At 60.4% G+C, this 20,830-nt stretch carries 24 protein-coding genes; 19 read left to right on the top strand and 5 right to left on the bottom strand.

What is annotated here, in order from left to right; translation table 11 throughout:
- Positions 1-502: 502 nt before the first annotated feature.
- Both P3T23_RS42850 and P3T23_RS42845 read right to left on the bottom strand, forming a co-directional pair.
- Entirely contained in the window at positions 503-1,318 is an 816-nt protein-coding gene (locus P3T23_RS42850) for a hypothetical protein (RefSeq protein WP_429322110.1), read from the bottom strand.
- A 63-nt stretch (positions 1,319-1,381) separates the two neighbouring features.
- On the bottom strand, positions 1,382-2,164 hold the full coding sequence (locus P3T23_RS42845; protein WP_429322109.1) for a hypothetical protein: 783 nt from the start codon (positions 2,162-2,164) through the stop codon (positions 1,382-1,384).
- Between the two features lie 297 nt (positions 2,165-2,461).
- On the opposite strand from P3T23_RS42845, the gene P3T23_RS42840 reads away from it, so the two are divergent.
- The 17 genes from P3T23_RS42840 to P3T23_RS42760 all read left to right on the top strand — a co-directional run bounded on the left by P3T23_RS42840 (position 2,462) and on the right by P3T23_RS42760 (position 15,435).
- Complete coding sequence (locus P3T23_RS42840) at positions 2,462-2,827, top strand: hypothetical protein (protein WP_429322108.1); 366 nt, start codon at positions 2,462-2,464, stop codon at positions 2,825-2,827.
- Positions 2,824-3,111, top strand: a complete 288-nt coding sequence (locus tag P3T23_RS42835) for a hypothetical protein (protein ID WP_429322107.1) — start codon at positions 2,824-2,826, stop codon at positions 3,109-3,111. The genes P3T23_RS42840 and P3T23_RS42835 overlap by 4 nt, the downstream gene beginning before the upstream one ends.
- Positions 3,112-3,233: 122 nt before the next feature.
- Positions 3,234-3,983: a hypothetical protein gene (locus P3T23_RS42830; RefSeq protein WP_429322106.1), complete on the top strand. Its 750-nt coding sequence runs from the start codon at positions 3,234-3,236 to the stop codon at positions 3,981-3,983.
- 143 nt (positions 3,984-4,126) lie between these two features.
- Positions 4,127-4,762: a hypothetical protein gene (locus P3T23_RS42825; protein ID WP_429322105.1), complete on the top strand. Its 636-nt coding sequence runs from the start codon at positions 4,127-4,129 to the stop codon at positions 4,760-4,762.
- A gap of 195 nt (positions 4,763-4,957) precedes the next feature.
- Positions 4,958-5,323 carry a hypothetical protein gene (locus P3T23_RS42820; protein ID WP_429322104.1) on the top strand — a complete coding sequence of 122 codons (366 nt, stop codon included), beginning with the start codon at positions 4,958-4,960 and terminating at the stop codon, positions 5,321-5,323.
- Positions 5,324-5,387: 64 nt separating this feature from the next.
- Positions 5,388-5,855 carry a hypothetical protein gene (locus P3T23_RS42815; protein ID WP_429322103.1) on the top strand — a complete coding sequence of 156 codons (468 nt, stop codon included), beginning with the start codon at positions 5,388-5,390 and terminating at the stop codon, positions 5,853-5,855.
- A 138-nt stretch (positions 5,856-5,993) separates the two neighbouring features.
- Positions 5,994-6,758 (top strand): hypothetical protein, encoded by a 765-nt coding sequence (locus P3T23_RS42810; protein ID WP_429322102.1) that lies wholly within the window; start codon positions 5,994-5,996, stop codon positions 6,756-6,758.
- 180 nt (positions 6,759-6,938) lie between these two features.
- A complete protein-coding gene (locus P3T23_RS42805; protein ID WP_429322101.1) occupies positions 6,939-7,184 on the top strand; it encodes a hypothetical protein in 246 nt (81 codons plus the stop codon).
- 701 nt (positions 7,185-7,885) lie between these two features.
- Positions 7,886-8,908: a GSU2403 family nucleotidyltransferase fold protein gene (locus P3T23_RS42800; protein WP_429322100.1), complete on the top strand. Its 1,023-nt coding sequence runs from the start codon at positions 7,886-7,888 to the stop codon at positions 8,906-8,908.
- A 386-nt stretch (positions 8,909-9,294) separates the two neighbouring features.
- The gene (locus tag P3T23_RS42795) at positions 9,295-10,113 is read left to right on the top strand and encodes a hypothetical protein (RefSeq protein WP_429322099.1); all 819 of its coding nucleotides are present in this window, start codon (positions 9,295-9,297) and stop codon (positions 10,111-10,113) included.
- A gap of 410 nt (positions 10,114-10,523) precedes the next feature.
- On the top strand, positions 10,524-10,955 hold the full coding sequence (locus tag P3T23_RS42790; RefSeq protein WP_429322098.1) for a hypothetical protein: 432 nt from the start codon (positions 10,524-10,526) through the stop codon (positions 10,953-10,955).
- Between the two features lie 251 nt (positions 10,956-11,206).
- Positions 11,207-11,683 carry a hypothetical protein gene (locus tag P3T23_RS42785; RefSeq protein WP_429322097.1) on the top strand — a complete coding sequence of 159 codons (477 nt, stop codon included), beginning with the start codon at positions 11,207-11,209 and terminating at the stop codon, positions 11,681-11,683.
- A gap of 256 nt (positions 11,684-11,939) precedes the next feature.
- A complete protein-coding gene (locus tag P3T23_RS42780; protein WP_429322096.1) occupies positions 11,940-12,458 on the top strand; it encodes an NADAR family protein in 519 nt (172 codons plus the stop codon).
- A 132-nt stretch (positions 12,459-12,590) separates the two neighbouring features.
- Positions 12,591-13,412 carry a hypothetical protein gene (locus P3T23_RS42775; RefSeq protein ID WP_429322095.1) on the top strand — a complete coding sequence of 274 codons (822 nt, stop codon included), beginning with the start codon at positions 12,591-12,593 and terminating at the stop codon, positions 13,410-13,412.
- A 191-nt stretch (positions 13,413-13,603) separates the two neighbouring features.
- Positions 13,604-13,765: a hypothetical protein gene (locus P3T23_RS42770; protein ID WP_429322094.1), complete on the top strand. Its 162-nt coding sequence runs from the start codon at positions 13,604-13,606 to the stop codon at positions 13,763-13,765.
- A 485-nt stretch (positions 13,766-14,250) separates the two neighbouring features.
- Positions 14,251-14,616: a hypothetical protein gene (locus P3T23_RS42765; RefSeq protein ID WP_429322093.1), complete on the top strand. Its 366-nt coding sequence runs from the start codon at positions 14,251-14,253 to the stop codon at positions 14,614-14,616.
- 528 nt (positions 14,617-15,144) lie between these two features.
- Positions 15,145-15,435 carry a hypothetical protein gene (locus P3T23_RS42760; protein ID WP_429322092.1) on the top strand — a complete coding sequence of 97 codons (291 nt, stop codon included), beginning with the start codon at positions 15,145-15,147 and terminating at the stop codon, positions 15,433-15,435.
- Between the two features lie 180 nt (positions 15,436-15,615).
- Here the strand turns inward: P3T23_RS42760 and P3T23_RS42755 are convergent, their stop codons facing one another.
- The 3 genes from P3T23_RS42755 to P3T23_RS42745 form a co-directional block, all read right to left on the bottom strand.
- The gene (locus tag P3T23_RS42755; protein ID WP_429322091.1) at positions 15,616-15,939 is read right to left on the bottom strand and encodes a hypothetical protein; all 324 of its coding nucleotides are present in this window, start codon (positions 15,937-15,939) and stop codon (positions 15,616-15,618) included.
- 1,013 nt (positions 15,940-16,952) lie between these two features.
- Positions 16,953-17,126: a CsbD family protein gene (locus P3T23_RS42750; RefSeq protein ID WP_429322090.1), complete on the bottom strand. Its 174-nt coding sequence runs from the start codon at positions 17,124-17,126 to the stop codon at positions 16,953-16,955.
- Between the two features lie 145 nt (positions 17,127-17,271).
- A complete protein-coding gene (locus tag P3T23_RS42745) occupies positions 17,272-17,766 on the bottom strand; it encodes a PRC-barrel domain-containing protein (RefSeq protein ID WP_429322089.1) in 495 nt (164 codons plus the stop codon).
- 526 nt (positions 17,767-18,292) lie between these two features.
- Between P3T23_RS42745 and P3T23_RS42740 the strand changes: the two genes are divergently transcribed.
- The gene (locus P3T23_RS42740) at positions 18,293-19,357 is read left to right on the top strand and encodes a glycosyltransferase family 4 protein (protein ID WP_429322088.1); all 1,065 of its coding nucleotides are present in this window, start codon (positions 18,293-18,295) and stop codon (positions 19,355-19,357) included.
- Between the two features lie 504 nt (positions 19,358-19,861).
- A complete protein-coding gene (locus P3T23_RS42735) occupies positions 19,862-20,728 on the top strand; it encodes a sensor histidine kinase (protein WP_429322087.1) in 867 nt (288 codons plus the stop codon).
- Positions 20,729-20,830 lie beyond the last annotated feature (102 nt).

Raw genomic sequence — 20,830 nt, 5'->3', positions numbered from 1 at the left:
CGCCACGCTGCCAGCGATAAAATCGGCAGCTTGATTGCCTCAGCGATTCCACTTTAAAAATCGCGGATCCCGTCCGAACGAACGAGGCCACCTCTAAGAGACGCTATGTACGCGTCGAGACCTCGTTAGTCGTGATGCGCGGTGTGGCCACGGCCCGACGCGCGGGCTTGGTCGGAATCTGCTCCGGCTCAGGTGCCGCGACGGAAGGGGAGGCTTGTTCGGGCGCTCCGGGGGCCTTTTTTTTCCGCGATCGGCTCAAGAGCACAACGGCAGCAAAGAACAGCCAGTACGCGGCAGTCACAGCCGCGGGCGGGTGAGAAGTCTGCACGCCCAGTCCGATCACGAAAAGCGTGACTTGCAGCCAGACAGCGCCATCGCCAGCCTTAGGAGCCGGGCGAGACGTTGGCTTGGTCGTGCGTGTATGCGTGCGACGGGAAGCGCGGCGGCTCATGTTGTCTCCTGTATATGCTCACCAAGCGTCCCGGATTCTCTCACCATAGATTCAGTTGCCCTTAAGCACGCCGGACAGCCAGCCGACGAGGCGACCCGAGCCGCCCTCCGGCGCTGCGTCGTCGACGTCGAGCGCCTTGTCTTCTTCGACGTCCGGCTCGGACGGGAAGCGCGCGTACTTGCAGTCAGGGCAGGGGTGCGGTTCCGCATCGATGTCCAGGCGCATCTTGATGCCATCGGCGACGCGCAGGCTGATGACCGTCTCCGGGTCGATCTGCCCGTCCACGAGGACCTGGCGGAACCAGTCCCAGACACCAGGGTGTCCGAGGATGTTCTCGATGCCATAGGTGTCGATCCACTCGCGACAGACAGGCGGGCGGCGCGCGTAGTGCGTGTGCACCTTGCCGTCGAGTTCGAAATAGATGAAGACGCGCGGCCGCGGCCACGAGTAGGTCGCGTCGAGGTGCTTTGCCTCCCACGCACGCAGGCCCACGGGATTGAGCTGGCGGCCCGCGATGCGCCGCTGCACCTCGAGGTCGATTGCGCCGCCCTTGTGCTCGAACTCGTCCAGATCAAGCAGCTCGGCGATGACGGGCTGGCCGTCTTCGAAAGCACTTTCGTCCAGCGTTACCGCGCACACGATGATCTTGTCCCGCGCAGGCACATACAGCCCGAGATAGCCGCACTCCTGATCGGTGTAGCTCAGGAGGACAGCGAGACCGGTGCGAATGGCGGCCTCGAGATCGGACGGGGACAGACACGTGACGGACTGCGCCTGCTTGCGCGCGAGGCGACCCAGACGGATATTGTCGATGACATGGCTATAGCGACTCAGCGCGCGGCGGCGCGTACCTTCTCGAATAGTCAAGCGAAACCTCAGGTGGAACGGGGGCAATCGACTCTATGCGATTTTCGTCTTTATCCGCAGAACTTAACATGCCACGTGATTTTCTTGATCTGCGCTCGCCGGGGCGAAGCCGGAGAACATGCCCTTGGCCGGGTTTTTGCCCGAGCAGCACGAGCACGACAGCGCCGTTGCACTGACGTCGAGTTCGACCGGATGGGTGTCCGCGATGCGGATCGCGACCACGCGCTCGATCGGCAGACCGTGCTGCTCCGCCTGCTCGCGGTACCAGTCCAGGAAGCCAGGGTGGCCGGCCGCTTGCTCGAGCGAGTGCGTTTCCACGAAGTCGCGGCAAACCGGTGCGTTGTGAAATACCATCTGCGCCGGACGCGCGCCGGGCGCGTCGTCGTCGCGGCGAAACCACGTCGTGACGCGGTACCGCGCCGCCGGCAGCACGCCGTCGAAGTAGCGCGGCTCCCACGCACGGAACGTGACTGGGTCGAGCGCCTGGAAGGCGGCCGTGCGCAGGCGTGCAACCGAGATCGGCCCCGCGTCGTTCTCGAACTGCTCCTGTGTAAGCACCGTCACGATGCAGGGCGATGCGTCCGGTGCCGGATGGTGCGCGAGCACGGCGACGAAGAACGCATCCTGCTCCGGGTTGTAGAGCAGGTGGTAGGTGCGGATCCGGTTGCCGGTCTCGCTCTGCCACGGCAGAATGACCGCGCCGCCGCCGGCGATGAAGCGGCGCAGGCGCTCACCGTCGAGGCCGGTGCGGGAACGGGTACGCTCGCAGGCGTGGAACGTCAGGTGCAGGCCTGCCATGCGTGGGCGAAGTTCGTGGCCAATGGCCGACGGGTTGGCGTAATGCATGATGATCTCCGTGTGATGCCTTTCGGCGGTAGCAACGGATTCATGCTCTCGCGCGTTCCCTGGAATGCAACTGGCTCATGACCGGCGGCGCTTGTCACGGCGCCGCCAGCACCGGGTTTGCTGAGGTAAAATCGCGTGTGCTATAGTGCCTCCCAGCCGTTAGATCGGCATCCCGCCCAAAGGCGCACGCCGCCGCATCAAAGATCTACCACCGCTTCGCCGGGTCGAGCGACCCCGCAGAGCGCAACGCTCTCTCTCCTTTATCAAAAGCCCAGCCCGGGCAACACAGGAGAAGCCATGAAGAGCATCTACGAAGTCTGCATTCGCTGGGACGAATGCGATGCGGAACAAGGAACGTTCACCGAAACTGCTGAGGTCAACTGCCGCGACGACGCTATTCATGCCGTTGCGCGGATGATGGCTGTCACCCGAGACGGCTGCGGACCCAACGCCAGCGAAAATGAGATCCGCGAATTTGTCGGTGACGCAGAAAATCGCGTGGAATATGCGGTCAGCCTCACTGAGCGCGCGTTCACGGACCTGCAGATGGTGCTGGCAGACGAACTGCAGGGTCGCCGTCTGGATCCCGCTGCTCTCGTCACCCTCATCAAGGAAAACCTCGACCGCGTCGCACCCGCCGCCGAAACCCGGAGGGCCGCATGACTATGAAGTTCGGTGGTTACGCGCCCCAAGTCATCGCCCGCCGTACGGAACGCTTCGAGGGCATCGAGCTCGAGGGCGTCCGGGAAGCCGATGGGCACTGCGAAGTCGACAATGAAACACCGGAGTTCTTCTCGGTGTACCTGCGTCTGAAGCCGGAAGGCGACGACGTCGGCGCACGCTGTGTCGGAGACTTCGAGACGCACGGAGAGGCTACCGCCTATGCCGAGAGCCTCGCCCGCCAGTACGGCTGGCGGATTCGCGACAAGGCGCAAGTCCCTGCGTAACCCATGAACGCACCTGATTCGCCCTCGCGGGCGGGCCAGGTGCGGCTCTGGCCATCCAGCATGCCCAGAGCTACCGCTCGCTCCTTCTCAACCGCCTCGTCGAGGCACACAAGGAGCAAACCATGAATGAGAAAACCAACGAAGCGAACAAGACGGGCTGCGTTCCGATCGTCCCCCGCACGTTCTTCCCGTACCCGGTGAAGGTCATCGCGACGGACACCTGCTATCCGATCAACTTCGAGGCGAAGGGCCTTCTCTACGAGACGGGCGAAGTCGTGATCGAGTACCCGTTCAAGGATCAGGAGGGCAACGCTCCGAAGTCCGCGGACGATGGCACCGCGATCGACATTCACACCATCTTCTTGCCGAATGGCGAGGAGATGGACAAGGAAGACTGGAAGGAGGTCGCCGAAGCTCCGGCCTACGACCGCCGTCTGATGGCTTCGCTCTGCATGATGGGCGATGCCGAGTTCGACTACGGCGAAGGCGAGGGCACGGACCTGTTCGAGCAAGCCGTCCAGGCCAAGGCGAACGTCCTCAAGCTGATCGGTCTGCCGTACGCTTTTCTGCTGGCGCAGCTCGGGATCAAAGGCGAGCTGGAGGCGCGGGTGTTCGACGTACCGCAGAAAGTCCTTGCCGTGATGATGCAGGACGTCGCGGACAACTATGACACGCCCGACCAAGTGCCGGAATGGGCCTGGGTGGAAGCGAACGCTTCCTACGTCCACAGCCGCAACGCCACGTATGGCGTCTGGGAATTCATGCTGAACCCCAGCTGCACGTTCAAGGGTGATCCGGGCCGCCTCGCGCCGGTGATCGCTGCCGCGCGTGCCGAAGGCGCTGCGTACCTTCTCATCCACCAGGGAACCTGAACCACATCTGGGAAACCTCGCCCGCGCCGCCAGTACGGGGCTCGGGCGAGGTTGGCCAGCATCCGGTTCGGCTAGGCAGTGTGCCTAGCCGAGCTAACGCTCGCTCCTTTTCAACAGCCCGTCTGGGCAGAATGGAGAGACTCATGAACAGGAAGATCCAAGCAGGGACACAGCCGGAAACGCACAAGCTGATCGGCTGTCTTACCGACTACGCGGAGCGCTATGCAGACATGAACGGCGAACCGCGCGAAGGCCATTGCCGGGAAATCATCCGAAAAGCCGAAGCCTGGCTGGAATCCGGTTCGGCAACGCTCGATCCTTGCGACCTTGTCTCAGGTCTCGTTGAGTACGTCCAGCGCTATGCTGACGTGAATGGCGAGCCAACCGATGGGGACTGTCGTCGCGTGCTGGCACGCGCAGCAGGAATCGTGAGGAACCTGCCGAAGATTCGGCTTTGGGTCGCTTTGGTGGAGCATCAAACAGTGCCGGGCACTCAGCCGGTATTGATTGCGCAACCCACTGAGCCTGACGATGCCGAAATTTTTGCGCGTTTCACTGCCGAGACTGGTGCTGACGAACTGGAACTCGTCGGCGTCTTCGACATGTCGCACGTGCTCGAGGTCGACCCAGGTTCGCGAGATGCATTGGACCGGTATGTTCGGTCCTTGGCTGAAGGCGCGACGAACGAGAAACAGGTCGTTGCCAAGAAAGCTCCAAGCCCGTTCGATTACTTCGTCCCTTGGGGAATCAACAGAAGCCCGCTCGGGCCGTCGATGTAGTCGATCAACCTGAAATCCTCTCGCTGGGCACTCCTGAGAAGGAGTGCTGGTGAGCCCGAAGTAACTTTTCAAACCCTCGCGGGGACGCGCTCCCCGCTTGCGGAACCGAACTTCCGGTTCGGCCGGGCCGACGCCTCGCCGAGCCTAAGGCTCACTCCTTTCAACCACCCCGCCGGGGTATCAAAGGAGAAAGTCATGAACAGCAACCTTCAATCGCAACGGCCGCCGCTTACGCTAGTTCCGTCTGGTCGATTCATCATCGACAAGGATCACCGGAAGATCGCCGAGATGTACCAACCGGGTGATTCGCCGGCGGAGATGGAAGCGATCAAGAGGCGCATCGTGGGGTCTTTCAATGCGCTACCTGATATTGTCGGAGTGCTCATGCGTGCCGACAAGGAAGGCGCTCTATGGCAAGCGTTGTGCAATGAGGGCATTACCGACTCGTACGATGCAGCGTTGGCCAGCGCAGTAAAGGCGCTCGGCGAGGCCGGCATTGCCGAGGTTGCATTGCGCGCCGAACTCGATCCGGACAGCATTCGAGCCAAAGCGGAGCAGTAACACATTAACCTGAACCTATGCCGGTCGTGCCGCTCCTTCGGGGGCGGCGCGGCCGGAGTCTGAAGTGAAGTTCGGCCAGGCTTGTGCCTCGCCGAACCCAACCGCTCGCTCCTTTTCACTCGCCCGCGCGGGCACAAAGGAGATAACCATGACTAGCAATAGCCACCACGTAGTGGCAGAACCGATCGACAAGGATGCTCCGTTTCGACGGACCCTCGAAATGCAGTGCAGACTCAACGAGCGGGCGCCTGCGTTTCATTCCGCCATGCAGCGAGCCGGATTTACTTACGATTCGGCGACCGCAGCGTTCCGTCGCGACAACGTCCGGGTGTATTTCAGCCAGGGCCGTCCGGACATCCAATGGCAGCTCGACATGCTGGAGCCGTACCAGCGCTTCACGGTTAAGACCACGCGTACGGTGGCAGTCGACATCGACGACGCACTGGACGTTCCGCCGGCAACGGTCATCGAAAAGGTTCTTTCGGCCGTGGAGCAGGCAGCCGTTGCAGAGCGCCGAGCAACATCAAGCTGAAACCGCGTTCACCGCGCCGCCCATCCGGGCGGCCGGTGGCGCATCGAACCGAACTACCGGTTCGGCCGGGCCACCGCCTCGCCGAGCCTAAGGCTCACTCCTTTTCAACCACCGCTAAGCGGTACAAAGGAGTAGGTTATGAACCGCAACCTTCAATCGCAACGGCCGCCGCTTACCGACAATGCCCGCCAGCTCGCCAGCCTCGTTATCGAGCAGGCGGACAGGAACGGCTTCGAGGTCGAGTGCGATGCTATCCGCGATGCGGTCGATCAGTTCTGCAAGCTGCAGGGCATTTCGGCCACGGAAGCGGAGCGCATTTCCGCGTGCGAAGAAGCCAAGCGCCAGTGGCGCGACAAGCAGGCCGATGCAACGCTGCAGGAGACGCTGAAGGTACGGCACCGGCTCTCCGACGGACGCTTCGTGGGCAAGGTCGAGAGGATCGAGTTCACGCAAGGCGGCGCCGGAAACCAGTGGACCACCATCAGCGGCATCAAGTACGCCACTTGGTGGGACCTTCGCACGAAGGACTGGGCCGTCGGCGACGTCGTCGCGTTCAAGGCAACGAACGCACCGATGTGGCACGGGCAACCTGCAGTTCCGCAGGCTTCGAAGATCGAGAGATTTGGCGATCTCGAGGCGCTGGCCAAAGGTGCCGATGCAGGCCTTCAGCAAGCGGTCATGCGTGTGACGCGCCGCCAGTACGACGCCATCGTCGCATCCCTGCGTCTGCTCGAGCGGCAGATGGAGAAGGGCGCGGTCTCGCCGAACGATGGCGATGTGGGTGACATCATGACCTGCAGCGGCGACCACCAAGGCCTGTCCTTGGAGGAACTCACTCTGTTCTGCGATGCGATCCTGGACAGCCAAGGCGTGACCTGGTCCGTGCCGGTGTCCAGCAACTGATCAAGGTCTGATCGCGGCGGCCGCGCCCTGGTCGCGGTCACGCGCTTCGACAAGTGCGATGATGCTTCCCGTCACGCGCTGCTGCACGACGAGCACCCGCACGTGCGTAGCTGCGCAGCCATTTCGTAGTCGGATCTTGAAACCGTTTCGTAACCGCCCGCCCGGGCAAAGGAAGCGATGATGCCGTACAGCGCAAAAGATGAAGCAACCGCCGTCCTCACTGGATACGTCTCGACGCATCCGAATCACGAGGCGGCCCTGACCGATGCTGCGAAGTGGCGCAAGGCCGCGGAGGTCGAACTCGAGACGCGTGGTCTGGGAGTCGTCAAGGCAATTTCCGACGAGACCCTTAAGGCTATCGCGAACGGCGAGCTCGACATGCCCGCGATCTACGCTGACGCGCGAGCAAAGCGGGGGCAGTCCTAACCTGGCCACCCTTCGGTCAACGCGAAACTATGCCCGCCGCGCCGCCCATTGGGGCGGCCGGCGCGGTGCCGACCAGTCATCAGGTTCGGCAAGACAGGCCGTCTTGCCGAGCGCTACGTGCTCCCTCCTTTTTTAACGACCCGTTAGGGCAAAATGGGGAGCATCAGTGAATTCGCAACAGATGGAACAAGGGAAACTGCCGGGGTCCAACCGAGTTCAACCGTTGGATGCCCCGGTTTCCGTGGGTATCCCGGGCTCAAAGCTGTCGTGCGTCGAGCTTTCGTCGCCGGGAAAGGGAGTTGTCGGCAAAGCCATGCTGTGTCTCAGTGCGGGGACATGTCTTCAACGTCTTCCCGGTCGAAGAAGCATCGCAGGTGAACATCGAGCAAGCTACCGAGGTTCATCAACCTAGCAGTGGTCAAATCGCCACGATTCTGTTCTTGGCGACGGCCGCTCAGGTGCCAGATCTTTCAAAAACGAGCGGTTCGACTGCCGGGCTCACTTCCTTCAGTACGCGCACCCGCCACCCGGCGCACCGCAACGTTCTGCGAGTCAGCACTTCCAGCCAACGCTTGCTGATCTCTCACCCGAAGCGGGCCCACTCTCCAGTTTTCAACGCCACAAAGCACGAGTGATCGTGCCCCAAACTGGATCACGAAATCTAACCCTAAATAGGAGGCCTTTTTCATAAGCATAAATACATGAATAAAAACGGGTTTCCGTATAAAATCACAAAAATGGAAAACGTACCGAAAACACACATACTTACCGACATCGGCGACGATGCCCGCCGGCAGTATGTCGACGCATCGAGCACCTTTACCGCCTACGAGGAGGCGCTCCGGGCGGCTGAGGGCGTGCGCGGCGGCATGTACTGGAAGACCCAGCATGATCGAGACTACCTGATCCGAACCACGCCCACTAATGCCCAGAAGAGCCTCGGCCCCCGAACGGAGGAGACCGAAAATACCTACGCGCGCTTCATGGAACGCAAGGCCGCGAGCGAGGAAACCGTACGTCGGCTCAAGAAGGCATGCGAGCGCCAGCAACGCCTCAATCGGGCGCTCCTCGTGGGCCGGGTGCCGAAAACGGTCGTGGAAATCCTCGACGCGCTTTATCGTGCGGGCATCGCCGAGCACTTCACCGTGGTCGGCACGCACGCGCTCTACGCCTATGAGGCGGCCGCCGGCGTGCGCTTCGAGTCCGCCGCGCTGGCCACGCAGGACGTGGATCTCCTGTGGGACACCCGCAAGCGCGTTCGCTTCGTCGCGCAGATGGATGTACTCGGCTCCACGATGATTGGCCTGCTCAAGAAGGTCGACGCGTCCTTCGCATTGCGAGCGGACCAGCCTTTCACCGCGTTCAACGCAGACGGGTTCGAGGTGGACATCATTCGCCGCGAGGCGAAAGAGGGCGATCCCCATCCGTTGCGCCTGACCGAGAGTGAGGACGACTTCTGGGCAGTGCAGGCCCGCCGCGCGGGGCAATTGCTCAGCGCCAGGCGCTTTTCGGCGGTCGTTGTGTCGGCATCCGGCCACATGGCCCGCATGAACACCATCGCACCCGCAGAGTTCTGCGACTTCAAGCGGTGGATGGCGGATCAGCCCGACCGCGATCCGTTAAAACGTCAGCGCGATGCCCTTCAGGTCGACGTGGTGCGGCAGTTGATGGAGGAGTATCTGCCGCAGTGGCTGCCGCAGCCTGACGGGGAGGGCGAAGGCTGACCGCGCTCGGCCGTAGGTCCCGCCAGCAAGGCGAACAAAAATCCGGCGTCGATTTTTCCTTTTTTTGGCCTCTCGCTTTGGGGAAATGGATAAGGTCAACCAACAAAAGGAGCTTTTCATGAACGCGAGCAGGTACGACAATCTGGTTTGGGGCGCAATCTTCGGCGCGTTGGTTGTCTTGTCCATCACGACCCCGTTCACGTTCTAAGGGCGGTGTGCAGTGCGGTTCCGGCCGTGCTATATTGCGCCCAGCCGTTCGATCGGCATTCCTCCCGGGCCGCCGCCGCCCGTCTAAACCCTGCCGGGCTTCCCCGTCTATTCGGACCGGAAAGCTGCTGAGGCTCTTCTCCTTTTCAACGCCCCATTCGGGCACCAAAGGAGAAATCATGAACGGCAATACCAACAACGCAGGAAAACACCCGGAGCAAATTCCCGAGTCTGTTCAGTTCTACGTCAAGCACGCTTTGAACGTCTTGCGCGAACAGGAGGCCGCTCTTCACGGGGTGCAGTTGGCGCGCGGGAATGGACATATTCTGGCACTGGAACTCCAAGATCGCGAAGCGAAGATCAAGCAGGCCATGGATAGACTTGGCGAGTTTCGAGCCCGGGCTGCCAACAATGGCGTGGACGCTGAGGCGTTTATTCAAACATGTGGCGGCGTTCCGGATTTCGAGCGGTTCGGATATGCGAAACCGGAAGGCGGGAAACTGCCGGAGCACGAGTATGCCTTTGACTGTACGCTGACGGCAGCGATCCGCGTCAAGGGGGACTCGCGCGAAGCAGCGGAAGCGCATCTGCTTGCGGCAATGGATGCCGCTGACTGCAATGGTGGAGCATGGCCGAACGGAGATCCGATCACCTTTGAGGCGAGCGTCAACGACAGCCATCTCGCGCTCTACGAAGTGGACGGCGAGCCGGTTGTCGGCGAGAGACTGCCGGAAGTCATTGACAGGGAACGGCATCTGACGACTGCAAGCTGGATTCCGGTTAGCGAGCCTCCCGCGCTACTCAATGACCCGTCATCTTGGCCGGCGTCTAAACCAGTGTTGGGCTATTGCGTAGATGGTGAGATCCGGATCGTAACGTGCGAGCGTTTCGATGAAGATCACCCGCTTCAATGGTATTCCAAGTGTTCAGAGCGCTGGAACATGACTGATAAGGTGCTTTCCTGGATGTCACTTCCGGCAGCTCCTAAGACACCGTAGGGTACTTGTTCAATCCGTAACCCACGTCCGCCGCGTTCCGTCACAGGAACCGGTGGGCTTTTTCTTTGCGGCCCGCCTAGCGGTTTTTTCGGGCCGCGAGCGCGACCGGACGAACGCGCGTGTGGCAGGCGCGATCGACGCGTATATCGGGGCAACCTGCTGGCCGACATCGACACGACGATCGACTTCCTCAAGCGCTTCAAGGAACGTGCGAAGGCAATCCTGCCGCTGCACACAACCCAGGGCGCCTAACGGCCCCTGATGCAACCGAGACGCCTGCCGCGCATTCCCGAAAGGGATGCCGGCGGGAGTCCTCCCGACCTCTCCAGGCTTCCCTGTCCAAATGGACCGGAAAGTCCCTGCGGCTTGCCTCCTTATCAACCGCCCCTCAGGGCATAAAGGAGCAAACCATGAATAGCAACGCGACCCGTACCATCGAAGTGATCAACGCTGAGATTGGGAAGTTGCAGGCGGAGCGAGCGCAACTCGTTCGCGCAAGGAAGGAAGGCCTCAAGTTCGGCCAACACGACAAGGTCACCGTCGGCACGCCAGGGCGCCTCGTGACGCTGGACGGCAGGCCGATCTCCGGCACGTACGAAGTGATGCATGGCAAGAGCGGCATTTCGACGGCTACGCGTATCCCGGACGGCTCGCTCAGGTTCGACTACGACGGCAGAACCCAGGTGTACTGGGACGGCCAGAAGACTGTTCGGAGCTCGCTGGACGAAATCGTGTTTCTCGACGAGGACGGGGAGTCCGTCCACGAGAGCCAGGTCAAGCTCGTCTCCGTAGACGGCGACGACGACGGCGAGGAAGACGCAGACGAGGCGGGCGACGAATAATCGTCGTCCGTTTCTGCCTGCTTAGACGAAACCATGCCCGCCGCGTGTCCATGGGGATGCCGGCGGGTTCTTCTAGAAATATCTTCGTGATATAGTGCCCGCAGCCGTTAAATCGGCATCTCAAGAAACGGCATTTGCTGCCGACCGGCACCTTCCTCAAAGAACCTTTTCCGTCCACGAGACCGAAAAGCGTCAAATAGCGTCAGCTTCTCTCCTTTTCATCGCCCTGTCAGGGCATCAAGGAGAAAATCATGAACCGCAATCCGATCGACTGTATCCCGCTCGACGAGCGTCTTCCTGTCGTTAACCGACACGGCAAATTGATTGTCATCACGTTGGATCAGGACGGTCACGATCGTACCTGCGACTATTGGTATCTTGTCCAGACGAACTACTGCAGCGCGCATACCGCCTTCAACAAGCGGGAGAATCTGCTGAAGTGGCTCGAAGGACTGGGACTGAAGCTCGACGGCGAACTTCCGCCGCATGGCACTCACGGCGTCGTGTGGGTCAGCGGCGAGTACCGCGAGGCGTGGCATCTTTCCTACGCCCTGTTCGACCAACACCGCGCGAGAGGGGTGATCGGCCGGGCGCTGTCGAATGGGCAGTACACGATGTCGATCATTACCCGAGATGAAGATGGCATTCACACGGTCCATACGTTGAATCCGAATCTGACTCTGCGCCCGGTGTACGACTATCAAGAAAGTCGTGCACTGGTGGGCTAAACGAGGATTCAGAAGTTGAGCGTGCGGCCTGCAGCCTGGCAATCGTGAAGCAAGTCCGACCGGCATCCATATTTGGGTGTCGGCCGGGTCTTGTCACTGCTGGTTCTGCAGGTCAGCGCGATGACCCACAGAGCTTACGGCCTCACTCCTTTATCAACAGCCCATTGGGCACCAAAGGAGAAGCCCAAATGAATAAGAACATGCCCGAAGCCGCGGCACTCTCCGTTGTGTTGAAAGTGCCTCTAGGGAGAGGAACATGCATGTGATCAATGGTACGCTCTTCTTCGGCGCGGAGGATCCGCTAAGCAACTGGCATCCGTGCCGGTTCGAGTTTCGCGGTCGGCAATTCTCATGCGTCGAGCAGCTCATGATGTACGCGAAGGCGATGCTCTTCGAGGATCACCGACTCGCCGAAGCGATCCTGGCTGCTCCAGACCCTCGGGCCCAGAAGAAGCTCGGCCGCGAGGTCAGGGGCTTCCACGAGGCTGTCTGGGTCGAGAAGCGCGAGTCGATCGTGACCGTGGGATGTCGGGAGAAATTCCGCCAGAACCGTTCGCTTGCGGCCGCGCTCCTCGCGACGGGTGACACGGTGCTCGTGGAAGCCAGCCCATACGACCGTATCTGGGGCGTCGGCCTGGCGTGGAACGATCCGAGGATTCTCGATCAAAGTCGCTGGCTCGGCACGAACCTGCTGGGGAAGGCGCTCATGAGGGTTCGAGACCTCCTTGCAACCGAAGCGCGCGAACTGACCTTTCTCAGCGAGCAATGGCAATGACCAAACGGAAGTCCGCCGGCCTCTCGAGGGCCGGTGGATGACCGGCGCCGACGTTCAACCAGTCGCCGGACTGGCTGAGCGCGAGTCGCTCTCTCCTTTTCAACCGCCTCGGAGAGGCAAGAGGAGAGCATCATGAATCGGAAACGCTTCAAGACGAACATCGACTACTACGTCTGGCATGGCGAGGGCGAGTGCGACAACAAGACGGACGATTTGCGGGAAGCACTGCATACCGGTACTGACCTGATCGCCGACGGCCATACGCCGGTCTATATCATCGACAGCCACAACGAGGAAGTCGACGATGACTACATTGCGCGCTTGTTCGTCAACGTGCGATTGGTCAGCGAGAAGGTCAGCGATCCGGAAGACGAAGGTGCGGCAGGCCTGTATCAGGCCAGCTTCAGCCAGGCGGTTCAGAAGGATCAGGAACTGCGCCGTGAAGAACTCGCCGAGATCGCGCTCAAGGTCTTCCACGCCCATCAGGGTATCGAGGACCTGTCGGACTTCGAGATCGAGGTAGTCGACGCGTTTGGCTGTGTCGTCGATCCCAATACCGAGTACGAGGGTTTTGGGGGAGACGACGGCGACGTCGAGAAGATCAGCGAGCCACTGACCGAGGTGCGCGAGTCGAAGGGCCCGGAAAGCATGGTGACCAAGGTCGGCAATCTCCGCCTTGCGAACCAAAGCCTTGCGACGGCGCTCGCCGAAGTCGCGGCGTGCCTGGATGGTCTTGGCGTGGGCATCACGTTCAACTCGGTCGACGGCAACAACGTCGACTGGGTCACGCGTGCGCGCTACGTGACCGAAGTGGCTCTCGGCCGCCGCAAGGCGTACCCGGACCTCGAGATGGTCGGGGAGTGGGTAGGTCTGCACTACCACCGTAACTTCGACGCCGAGCCGGCCGAGAAGCGCGCGGAGTGGGTCGATCGCTACATGGAAGCCCATGCGTAACGTGAAGCCGTCCATGCCGGCATGAAACGCACCGCGTTCGCCGCCCCCCTTGGGGCCGGTGAACGCGGGTTTCTCCGCGGATTACCCGTCGGAATCTGTAAAGACAAGACGTTCCGCTGCGCGACACCCCGCCGCCGAGCGCACGGCGCTCTCTCCTTTAACCACGCCAGTCACTGGCATAGGAGAGAACCATGAAATACGCAACGATCGAGCTGTTCCCGGTCCACATGCTGCAGGTGAGCATCGAAGACCGGATCGCTCAGGCAATCCAAAGCATCATCCGTCTGTTCATCAGCGGGCAGCCTGCCGTCGTGGCCTTTAGCGGCGGCAAGGACAGCAGCCTGCCAAGCTGAAGGCCCTGGTGAACTACGTGCTGGCGCATTCCAGCCCCGAGACGATTGGAATGTCAGCAACCGTGCCCGCGACCGACGTGTAGTAGTACGCCCATTTTTTCGGCGACCGAATGCCTGCGTCGGGCCGATGAATTCCGCACGAAGGTAAGCATCCCGCGACGATTAGACAGTGGAAACAACCGCCGCGTGTACCGACGGCCATTCGAATCAGGATGCAAAATTCGAATGGCCGGTTTGCTCCAATCAGCGGTCAACCGTTACACGAACGTGATCGGCCGCTTGTGGCCCGGTTACTGCCCGACATGAGGGGTGGGCGTCGGACCATCCTTGGCGCCTGAAGGACGCAGGATCGACCGAGTCAGACTGCCGCCCGCCTTCATGCGCCATGCTATCGTTGCTGTTGCTTGACCTCCTTCTCGTCGGGCAGGGATCGTCGAGGCGCGATGATTGTGCTTTGTGACTGCCGAAATCATAGACAGAAGATTATGGAAACTGTCGCGTTTATCTCGACTGAGAACGGGGACGACTTGATTGTGTCCTTTGCAGTCATCGACCCAGCGGATCCGACTGAGATCGAAAGTCTCACCCTTCTGCGCACCGCGAAATATGAACACCTGCTGGAAGATTGGGAGCGAGGCGTGAGCGTTTCGTTTGAGCGGTACGTGGAAGACGATGAGGAATTGCTGGAAGAACTCTGCCTTGACCGAAAATCAGCCGTAGTACGCCTGACAACCAGCCTGCGGAACTATGAGCTGGATCTTCGAAAGGTCGACGAGAGGGAGGTGACGGCCATGCGAAAGGTGCTCGTCCAGATGAACTATGATCGTCGGATCAGGCTAGTGGGCGTCTAACGATTTCTTCGATCCGACGATCGCACGAACCCGGAAATTCGCCGCAGGGGCGCGACACTCAACGAAACCCCGCTGCCTCTGCCGCCCGACGGTGACACAATTATTTCGTTCCGTCGCAGTCTTTGTGCTACAAGGATGTCACGGCGTCGCTAGGCTGCATCTGCGCGAAGTGACACATCTATTGTCGCAACATTGACAGATTTAATACGGTCTACGGCAATTGTCTGAATTTTCGGAGGGTGGGCCAGGACCCTTGCTCAGTTTTTGAGCCGGCGCGGATTTTCACCAGATGCCTGTTCTTAAGCAAACCTTAAGTTTCGTCGAGGGTGGCTGTCTTTTAAGCACGCCGAGAAATTTCCGGCGCTGCTCATTCATCCCCCGCGCCGTCTCGATGGTCCGTCAGGATTTGACTGGACACAATCCAACGACCCTGCGTTGACGCACTAATATTCGTTCTTACCTAATATCCAAAAGGAACGGGCCATGATTCCGAATTGTGTCGAGACACACCGTGGATTCAGAATATACATGAACCTTACGGAAACGACAGGGCACTGGACATGTGGCGTATGGTTCGAACGCGAGGTCAATGACGACGGCCCGACGCCCTCCAGATTTGAGAAAACGGTCGCGAAAGCCGATACAGGCGCGCTTAACCTGGGTATGGAAATGTTGCACACGGCCGAGGTGCTGATTGATAAGTGGTACGAGCAAGAAAATCGCATGAAATCATGCAGCGGAAATCCTGACGTTACAGTCGTAGCCGCCACCGCGCCCTTGCGACGGCTTTTGCCAGTTCCGCGCCGAAAACGCGGTTGAAGTTTGCCGACACCATTGCCTGCGCACGGCGGCAGGCAAAACATTCATACCGGCACCGACACTAATGTAGTCACTCGCCAATCAAACCGGCACCGGGCAGACGGCCATCGAAAACTAAGGGGGACACCCCACAAGTTTGACGAGTGAGAAATTGGCTGCGCGGCGAATTGCTCACGTAGATTAACCAGGTACACAGGGCAAATTAAAACATAAGAGGGATGCCTCCCCGTGTCCAGCAATACCCGCAGATATTGTGAAATCAGGACGATGGGACATCCTTTTTTTTGCTTGGTGCATATCGCTCTTGCGATCCGAAAATCGGTGAGGGGCCACTGAACTGAAGCGATCCAGCGAGCCAGGACTGGAAAGTGTGCTCCCGGTCAGTTCCTGCCGATGCGCACGGCGAGAAATCATGCTGTCCTGCAGGATCGCGCACATCGCGACCAGCAGCATGATCGCAACTGCCACGAGACCTGCATAGCTGATGATCCTGAGCGTCTTCATTTCTGCTTCCTACGATAAACGAATGGCTGTCGCGATCTAAGACACTTTGCGGTTTTACCGCCACATGCACTCACCGATCGGGTTGACGTTTCCCCATGCCAATCGCGACGAGGATCGCAGCTGGTTGCCATCCAGCTCGGCTCCTGGCGTTTTCATGTCACGGACTCGCCAGTGTGGTCTGGCAGCGGCGACAAGTGTCCGACGCTCACCGCCGAAATATGATCGCAGTCGTTGACTGGCCATCGCGTGATGGGCACGTGACTGGAACGTCCTATCTCAATCCGAAATAGCCGAGGACGAACAGAACGATGACGACGGCTCCAACAAGCCAGATGATGCTATTCATGACACTCTCCACAAGTTCGACACTCGCCCAATCAGCGGTGCGACGTGCAGGTCCAGGACCAGCTGGCGATGCGTGCAGCGATACCCGGCAATTTGTCACAACAAGGACTTGCCCGGTTGCGTCAGTTACCGGCTACCAATGCACGCCTCGCGGGAGAGACCCGGGAATCACCGGCGCACGGCGGGCGCACCGTAACGTTCTCACATGCGACAGGGCATGTCTGTACGGTAGTCGCTTCGGTGAGGCACGACACCACGCGTTCCGCGCCACCACTGAATCTCGGCGGAACAGCCTCGTAAGACGGAGCGATCTGGCGATATGCATTCGTTAACTCCATTTGAGCGCATCCCACGTTCGGTAACAGACGGTCGGAAGTGGCAGCGAACGCCTGTCGGACCCGTCGACCGGGCATGCCGCGCCCCATTGACCGGCAGCATTTCGCGGGTAGGGCCTCGTCCCGCTGTCGTTGCCGAGCCCGGTGCTTCTCATTTTTTGTCCTTCGTCCTCGTGCCGTGATGCCCTTCGTACACCACCCGCTGCGCGAACGGCGGTGTTGCGACCTGCCTCGCACGCCGCAACACCGCCGCCCACAGGCCTGTTCGATGCAACCCGCCGCCTGACGCCCATTGCAAGGTGGAATAGACCCCCGTGAAGCCTCCGGCGTCACTCAGGTTTTTTTGACAGCTTCCTTGGCGTCGCCAAGATTCTTTCGGGCCTGGCCCGCCGTTTGCTGGATATCGCCTTTGACTTCCTGTTTCGTGTTGCCGGTGGCCCGGCCAATGGCTTCATTAATCTTGCCCTTTACCTTCTCTGCAGTTCCCTTGACTTGATCCTTGTTCATGGTGAACCTCCAATACGTAAATTATCTGTGGATGATGTTGCTGCCTGTTGCCATCAGGCTTTGACACGGTGCAACCGGTGGGTCGGCATTCGATGAACATAATCAGGTATCCATATCGTTTGCCTGGCTGACTGCTGAGTGTGTTTCAGTGTTCAAGCGGGTGATTCTCGGCAAAGTCCCGCGTGGCTAACCAGTACGGCTGCCGATCGTAGTACTGGTGAAGCGACGAACCCCACAGCGGATCCGCCATCGCGAGCCAATGGTCCTTGTCGAACGCGGGTGCATTCTTCAGGCGGTCAGCGGTGACGTCGAGCCGGAAGCACTTTTCGTCCGTGTCCAGGGTCAGCGCACTCCACGGAATGGCGAAAAGCCTGTCACCCATGCCGAGAAAGCCCCCACTTGACAGCACGGCATAGGCGATCCGGCCGCCGCGTACGTCCAGCGTGTTTTCGGAAATTTTCCCGATGTCCTCGCGGTCAGACGTGAAGAGCTCATTGCCCGTCAGCGTAAATATGGATCGAAAGCACCCGACGACAACGATGCGCGCAACCGGGACAAGAAGTCGGTACGGTGCCGTACCGGGCCCCAAAAGGGAACTGACGCGCCCACACCATGGCAGCGCCGACCACGCTGTTTCCATGGACGCGCTGCATTGCTACGGGTTGCGGGTTTTGAGACCAACCGGACGGGCGGAAAGTAAGTCACGCGCAGTTGCCCCCAGTCTACGTACGGGCGGCGTAATGGCGTCGTTCACCTTCACCACGTGACAAACATGGCGCTCAGCTGGATCGATCACACGATGGAACCGGAAGAGCGACGTGATGAACAGGGAAAGGGTGTTTACCGCTACCGTACAGACCTGCCGCGTCGGCAGTGAGAAGGTACTAACGGACACATCGTCCTGACGGAAAGAGCATCGGCGGCTCGGCGCGCACAAGATCGCATCCATCGCGACTTTCGCGGCGTGAGGGGACTCTTCAACTCCAACGCTACATGGCGTACCCGCCGGATTCCACGATCAGGAAGCGATGCCATCCAGGAGAGATGCATCCGGCGGGTGTCGCTCGTCGCGCCGGGGTGTCGTACACGGTGCACTGCGCGAATACCGGACGAGGGCCTTAACCCTGCGTGGTTCTGAAGCGTGTGCTTTCCAGGGAGGAGTACCAATGCGAATCGCACAGATTGCACCCTTGCACGAAGCCGTTCCGCCGAAATTCTATGGTGGAACCGAGCGCGTGGTTTCCTACCTCACCGATGCACTTGTCGACCTGGGGCACGACGTGACCCTGTTCGCGAGCGGAGACTCGCAGACGAAGGCGACACTCGAAGCTGCGTGGCCGCGTGCATTGCGCCTCGACCCGTCGACCCGCGATGTCATCGCCCCGCACATGCTGATGCTCGAACAGGTGCGTCGTGTTGCCCACGAATTCGACGTGCTGCACTTCCACCTCGATTATCTGCCGTTCTCGCTGTTCTCGCGGCTAGACACGCCATTTGTGACGACCCTGCACGGCCGCCTCGACCTGCCGGAACTGCAAGCCGTGTTCGATACGTTTCCGAAGGTGCCGGTCATTTCGATCTCCCATTCACAGCGTTCGCCGCTCCCGCAGGCAAACTGGCTGGACACGATTTATCACGGTCTACCCGAAGGGCTGCTAACGCCGCGAGCACAGAATGAGCCGGAATATCTCGCCTTCCTCGGTCGACTGTGTCCGGAGAAACGACCCGATCTCGCCATTGAGATCGCAGCAGAAAGCGGTCTGCCCTTGAAGATTGCCGCCAAGGTGGACAAAGCTGACCAGGGATACTTCAAGACCACGATAGAGCCGCTGCTGTCGCAGGCGCACGTCGAATTTCTTGGGGAGATCAGCGAACAGCAGAAGCCGGGGTTTCTCTCGGGTGCGAAAGCGCTGCTGTTTCCAATCGACTGGTGCGAGCCGTTCGGCCTTGTCATGATCGAGGCGATGGCGTGTGGTACGCCGGTGATTGCATTCAATCGCGGCTCGGTACCCGAGGTGATCGATGACGGCGTGACCGGTTATATCTGCGAAGATGTACGGGACGCCGTAGGTGCGCTGCAACGTCTCGATGACCTGTCACGTAGTGAAATCCGTGCTCAATTCGTGCGTCGCTTCAGCGCCAGGACGATGGCGCGGAATTACGTCAAGAGCTATACGTCGCTGCTTCATGCTACGCGGCGCCCGGTGTTGCGACGTGCGGCCGCAGCTTGATCCGCATCTGCATCGCGTTCCAGTACGAAGTGATGGTGCCGGAATCATGTTTCTACATGGAAACCGGGACCTGTTCAGAGAAGCGAAGTGGACCGAGCTATTGGGTATTCGGTAAAAGCAAACGGTGGCGGCCAAAGATCTGCTGTCCAGCCCTGCCGCAGCCTTCCGCTGAGGCGCTGCCGCGTGTCAATACGTGACCTCTCCCCGGAAGCAGAACGGTGAGCGGGTTGCCGGCAAATGTGTCTGGAAACGAAGTGAGGATCGGTAGGACCATCGCTGCAGGCAGTCGGGACGCCGATGCGGGCCTGCCCATCCCTGTGATGTGGCCGATGCGGTTGTCTTTACTGAGCTGAACGCCACCGTACAGACTCCGAATTGTTCGTGGGATCGTGCTGTTTCAACCTGCGCGTTGCAGTGATCTTCGGGTCACTCTTGCGAGGCAGGCATTGGCGAACCGCCGGCTACTGGTGCATCGCGACCTGAAGGGCGGGATATGGGGGAAACATGTCAGTCGATCCAACGTCTTTGCGGTGGTCTGTTGACACCTACGATGCGCGCCACGCCGATGGGACAGATGAAATCATCGAGCGCACTGTGCGGCAGTCTACCGTCGTCCCCTTCAATGGGTTCCGGCTGGTCGGCGACCGTGCCGGCGCGCCGAAACTGAAGAATCAGGTTCTCGCGATGGTGGCGCACGAGCTTCGTGGACCACTTACTCCGCTGCAGCTCGCCACCCAGCTCATCCGCAAGGCCTCGGCAGATCGACCGGAGGTGCTTCGGTCGCTTGACATGATCGACCGGCAGATCGCACAGATCGCCCGGCTCGCGGATGATCTGATGGACGCTACCCGGATCGACCGGGACGCCCTTCGCATGAGCCAGGACCGCGTCGACGTGGTCGCGTTTCTGGCCGCCCCGCTCGCCGCGACTGCACTGGCGACGGCTAAACGCAACCAGACATTCACGGCGCAGATCGCCGACCGGACACTACGCATCGAAGGCGACCCGGTCCGTCTTGCACAGGCCGTCAACAACCTCCTGCATAACGCGGTGAAATACACGCCTGAAAATGGTTGCATCACCGTGAATGTCCTTTCGGACGGAAAGGACCTCGTCGTATCCGTCAAGGACGATGGTCTGGGCATATCGGGCGCACTTCTGCCACATATTTTCGACCTCTTCGCTCAATCCAGCAGAACGATTGCGGCGAGTGCCGGCGGTTTGGGGGTCGGTCTTGCGGTCGTGAAAGCCGTCGTCGAATCGCATGGCGGAACGGTGTCCGCGACCAGTGCCGGGCCCGGTGCCGGTAGCGAATTCACGCTCCGGCTGCCCATCGTGATCGAGCGGCGCGTGGCAGGTGAGCCTACTTGACGGCGGCAATCCAGCTACAAACTCGCAGTCTGCAACTGAGTCAGGCGGGGCGACACGCGTCCCACCTGAAGAACCGTCAGCGTAGACGCCGCGAGCCCTCAC

Origin of the sequence: Paraburkholderia sp. GAS448 (assembly GCF_050435685.1) — a bacterium.
GTDB lineage: Bacteria > Pseudomonadota > Gammaproteobacteria > Burkholderiales > Burkholderiaceae > Paraburkholderia.
The sequence above is the reverse complement of the archived record's forward strand: the minus strand, read 5'-3'. Positions and strand labels throughout refer to the sequence as shown.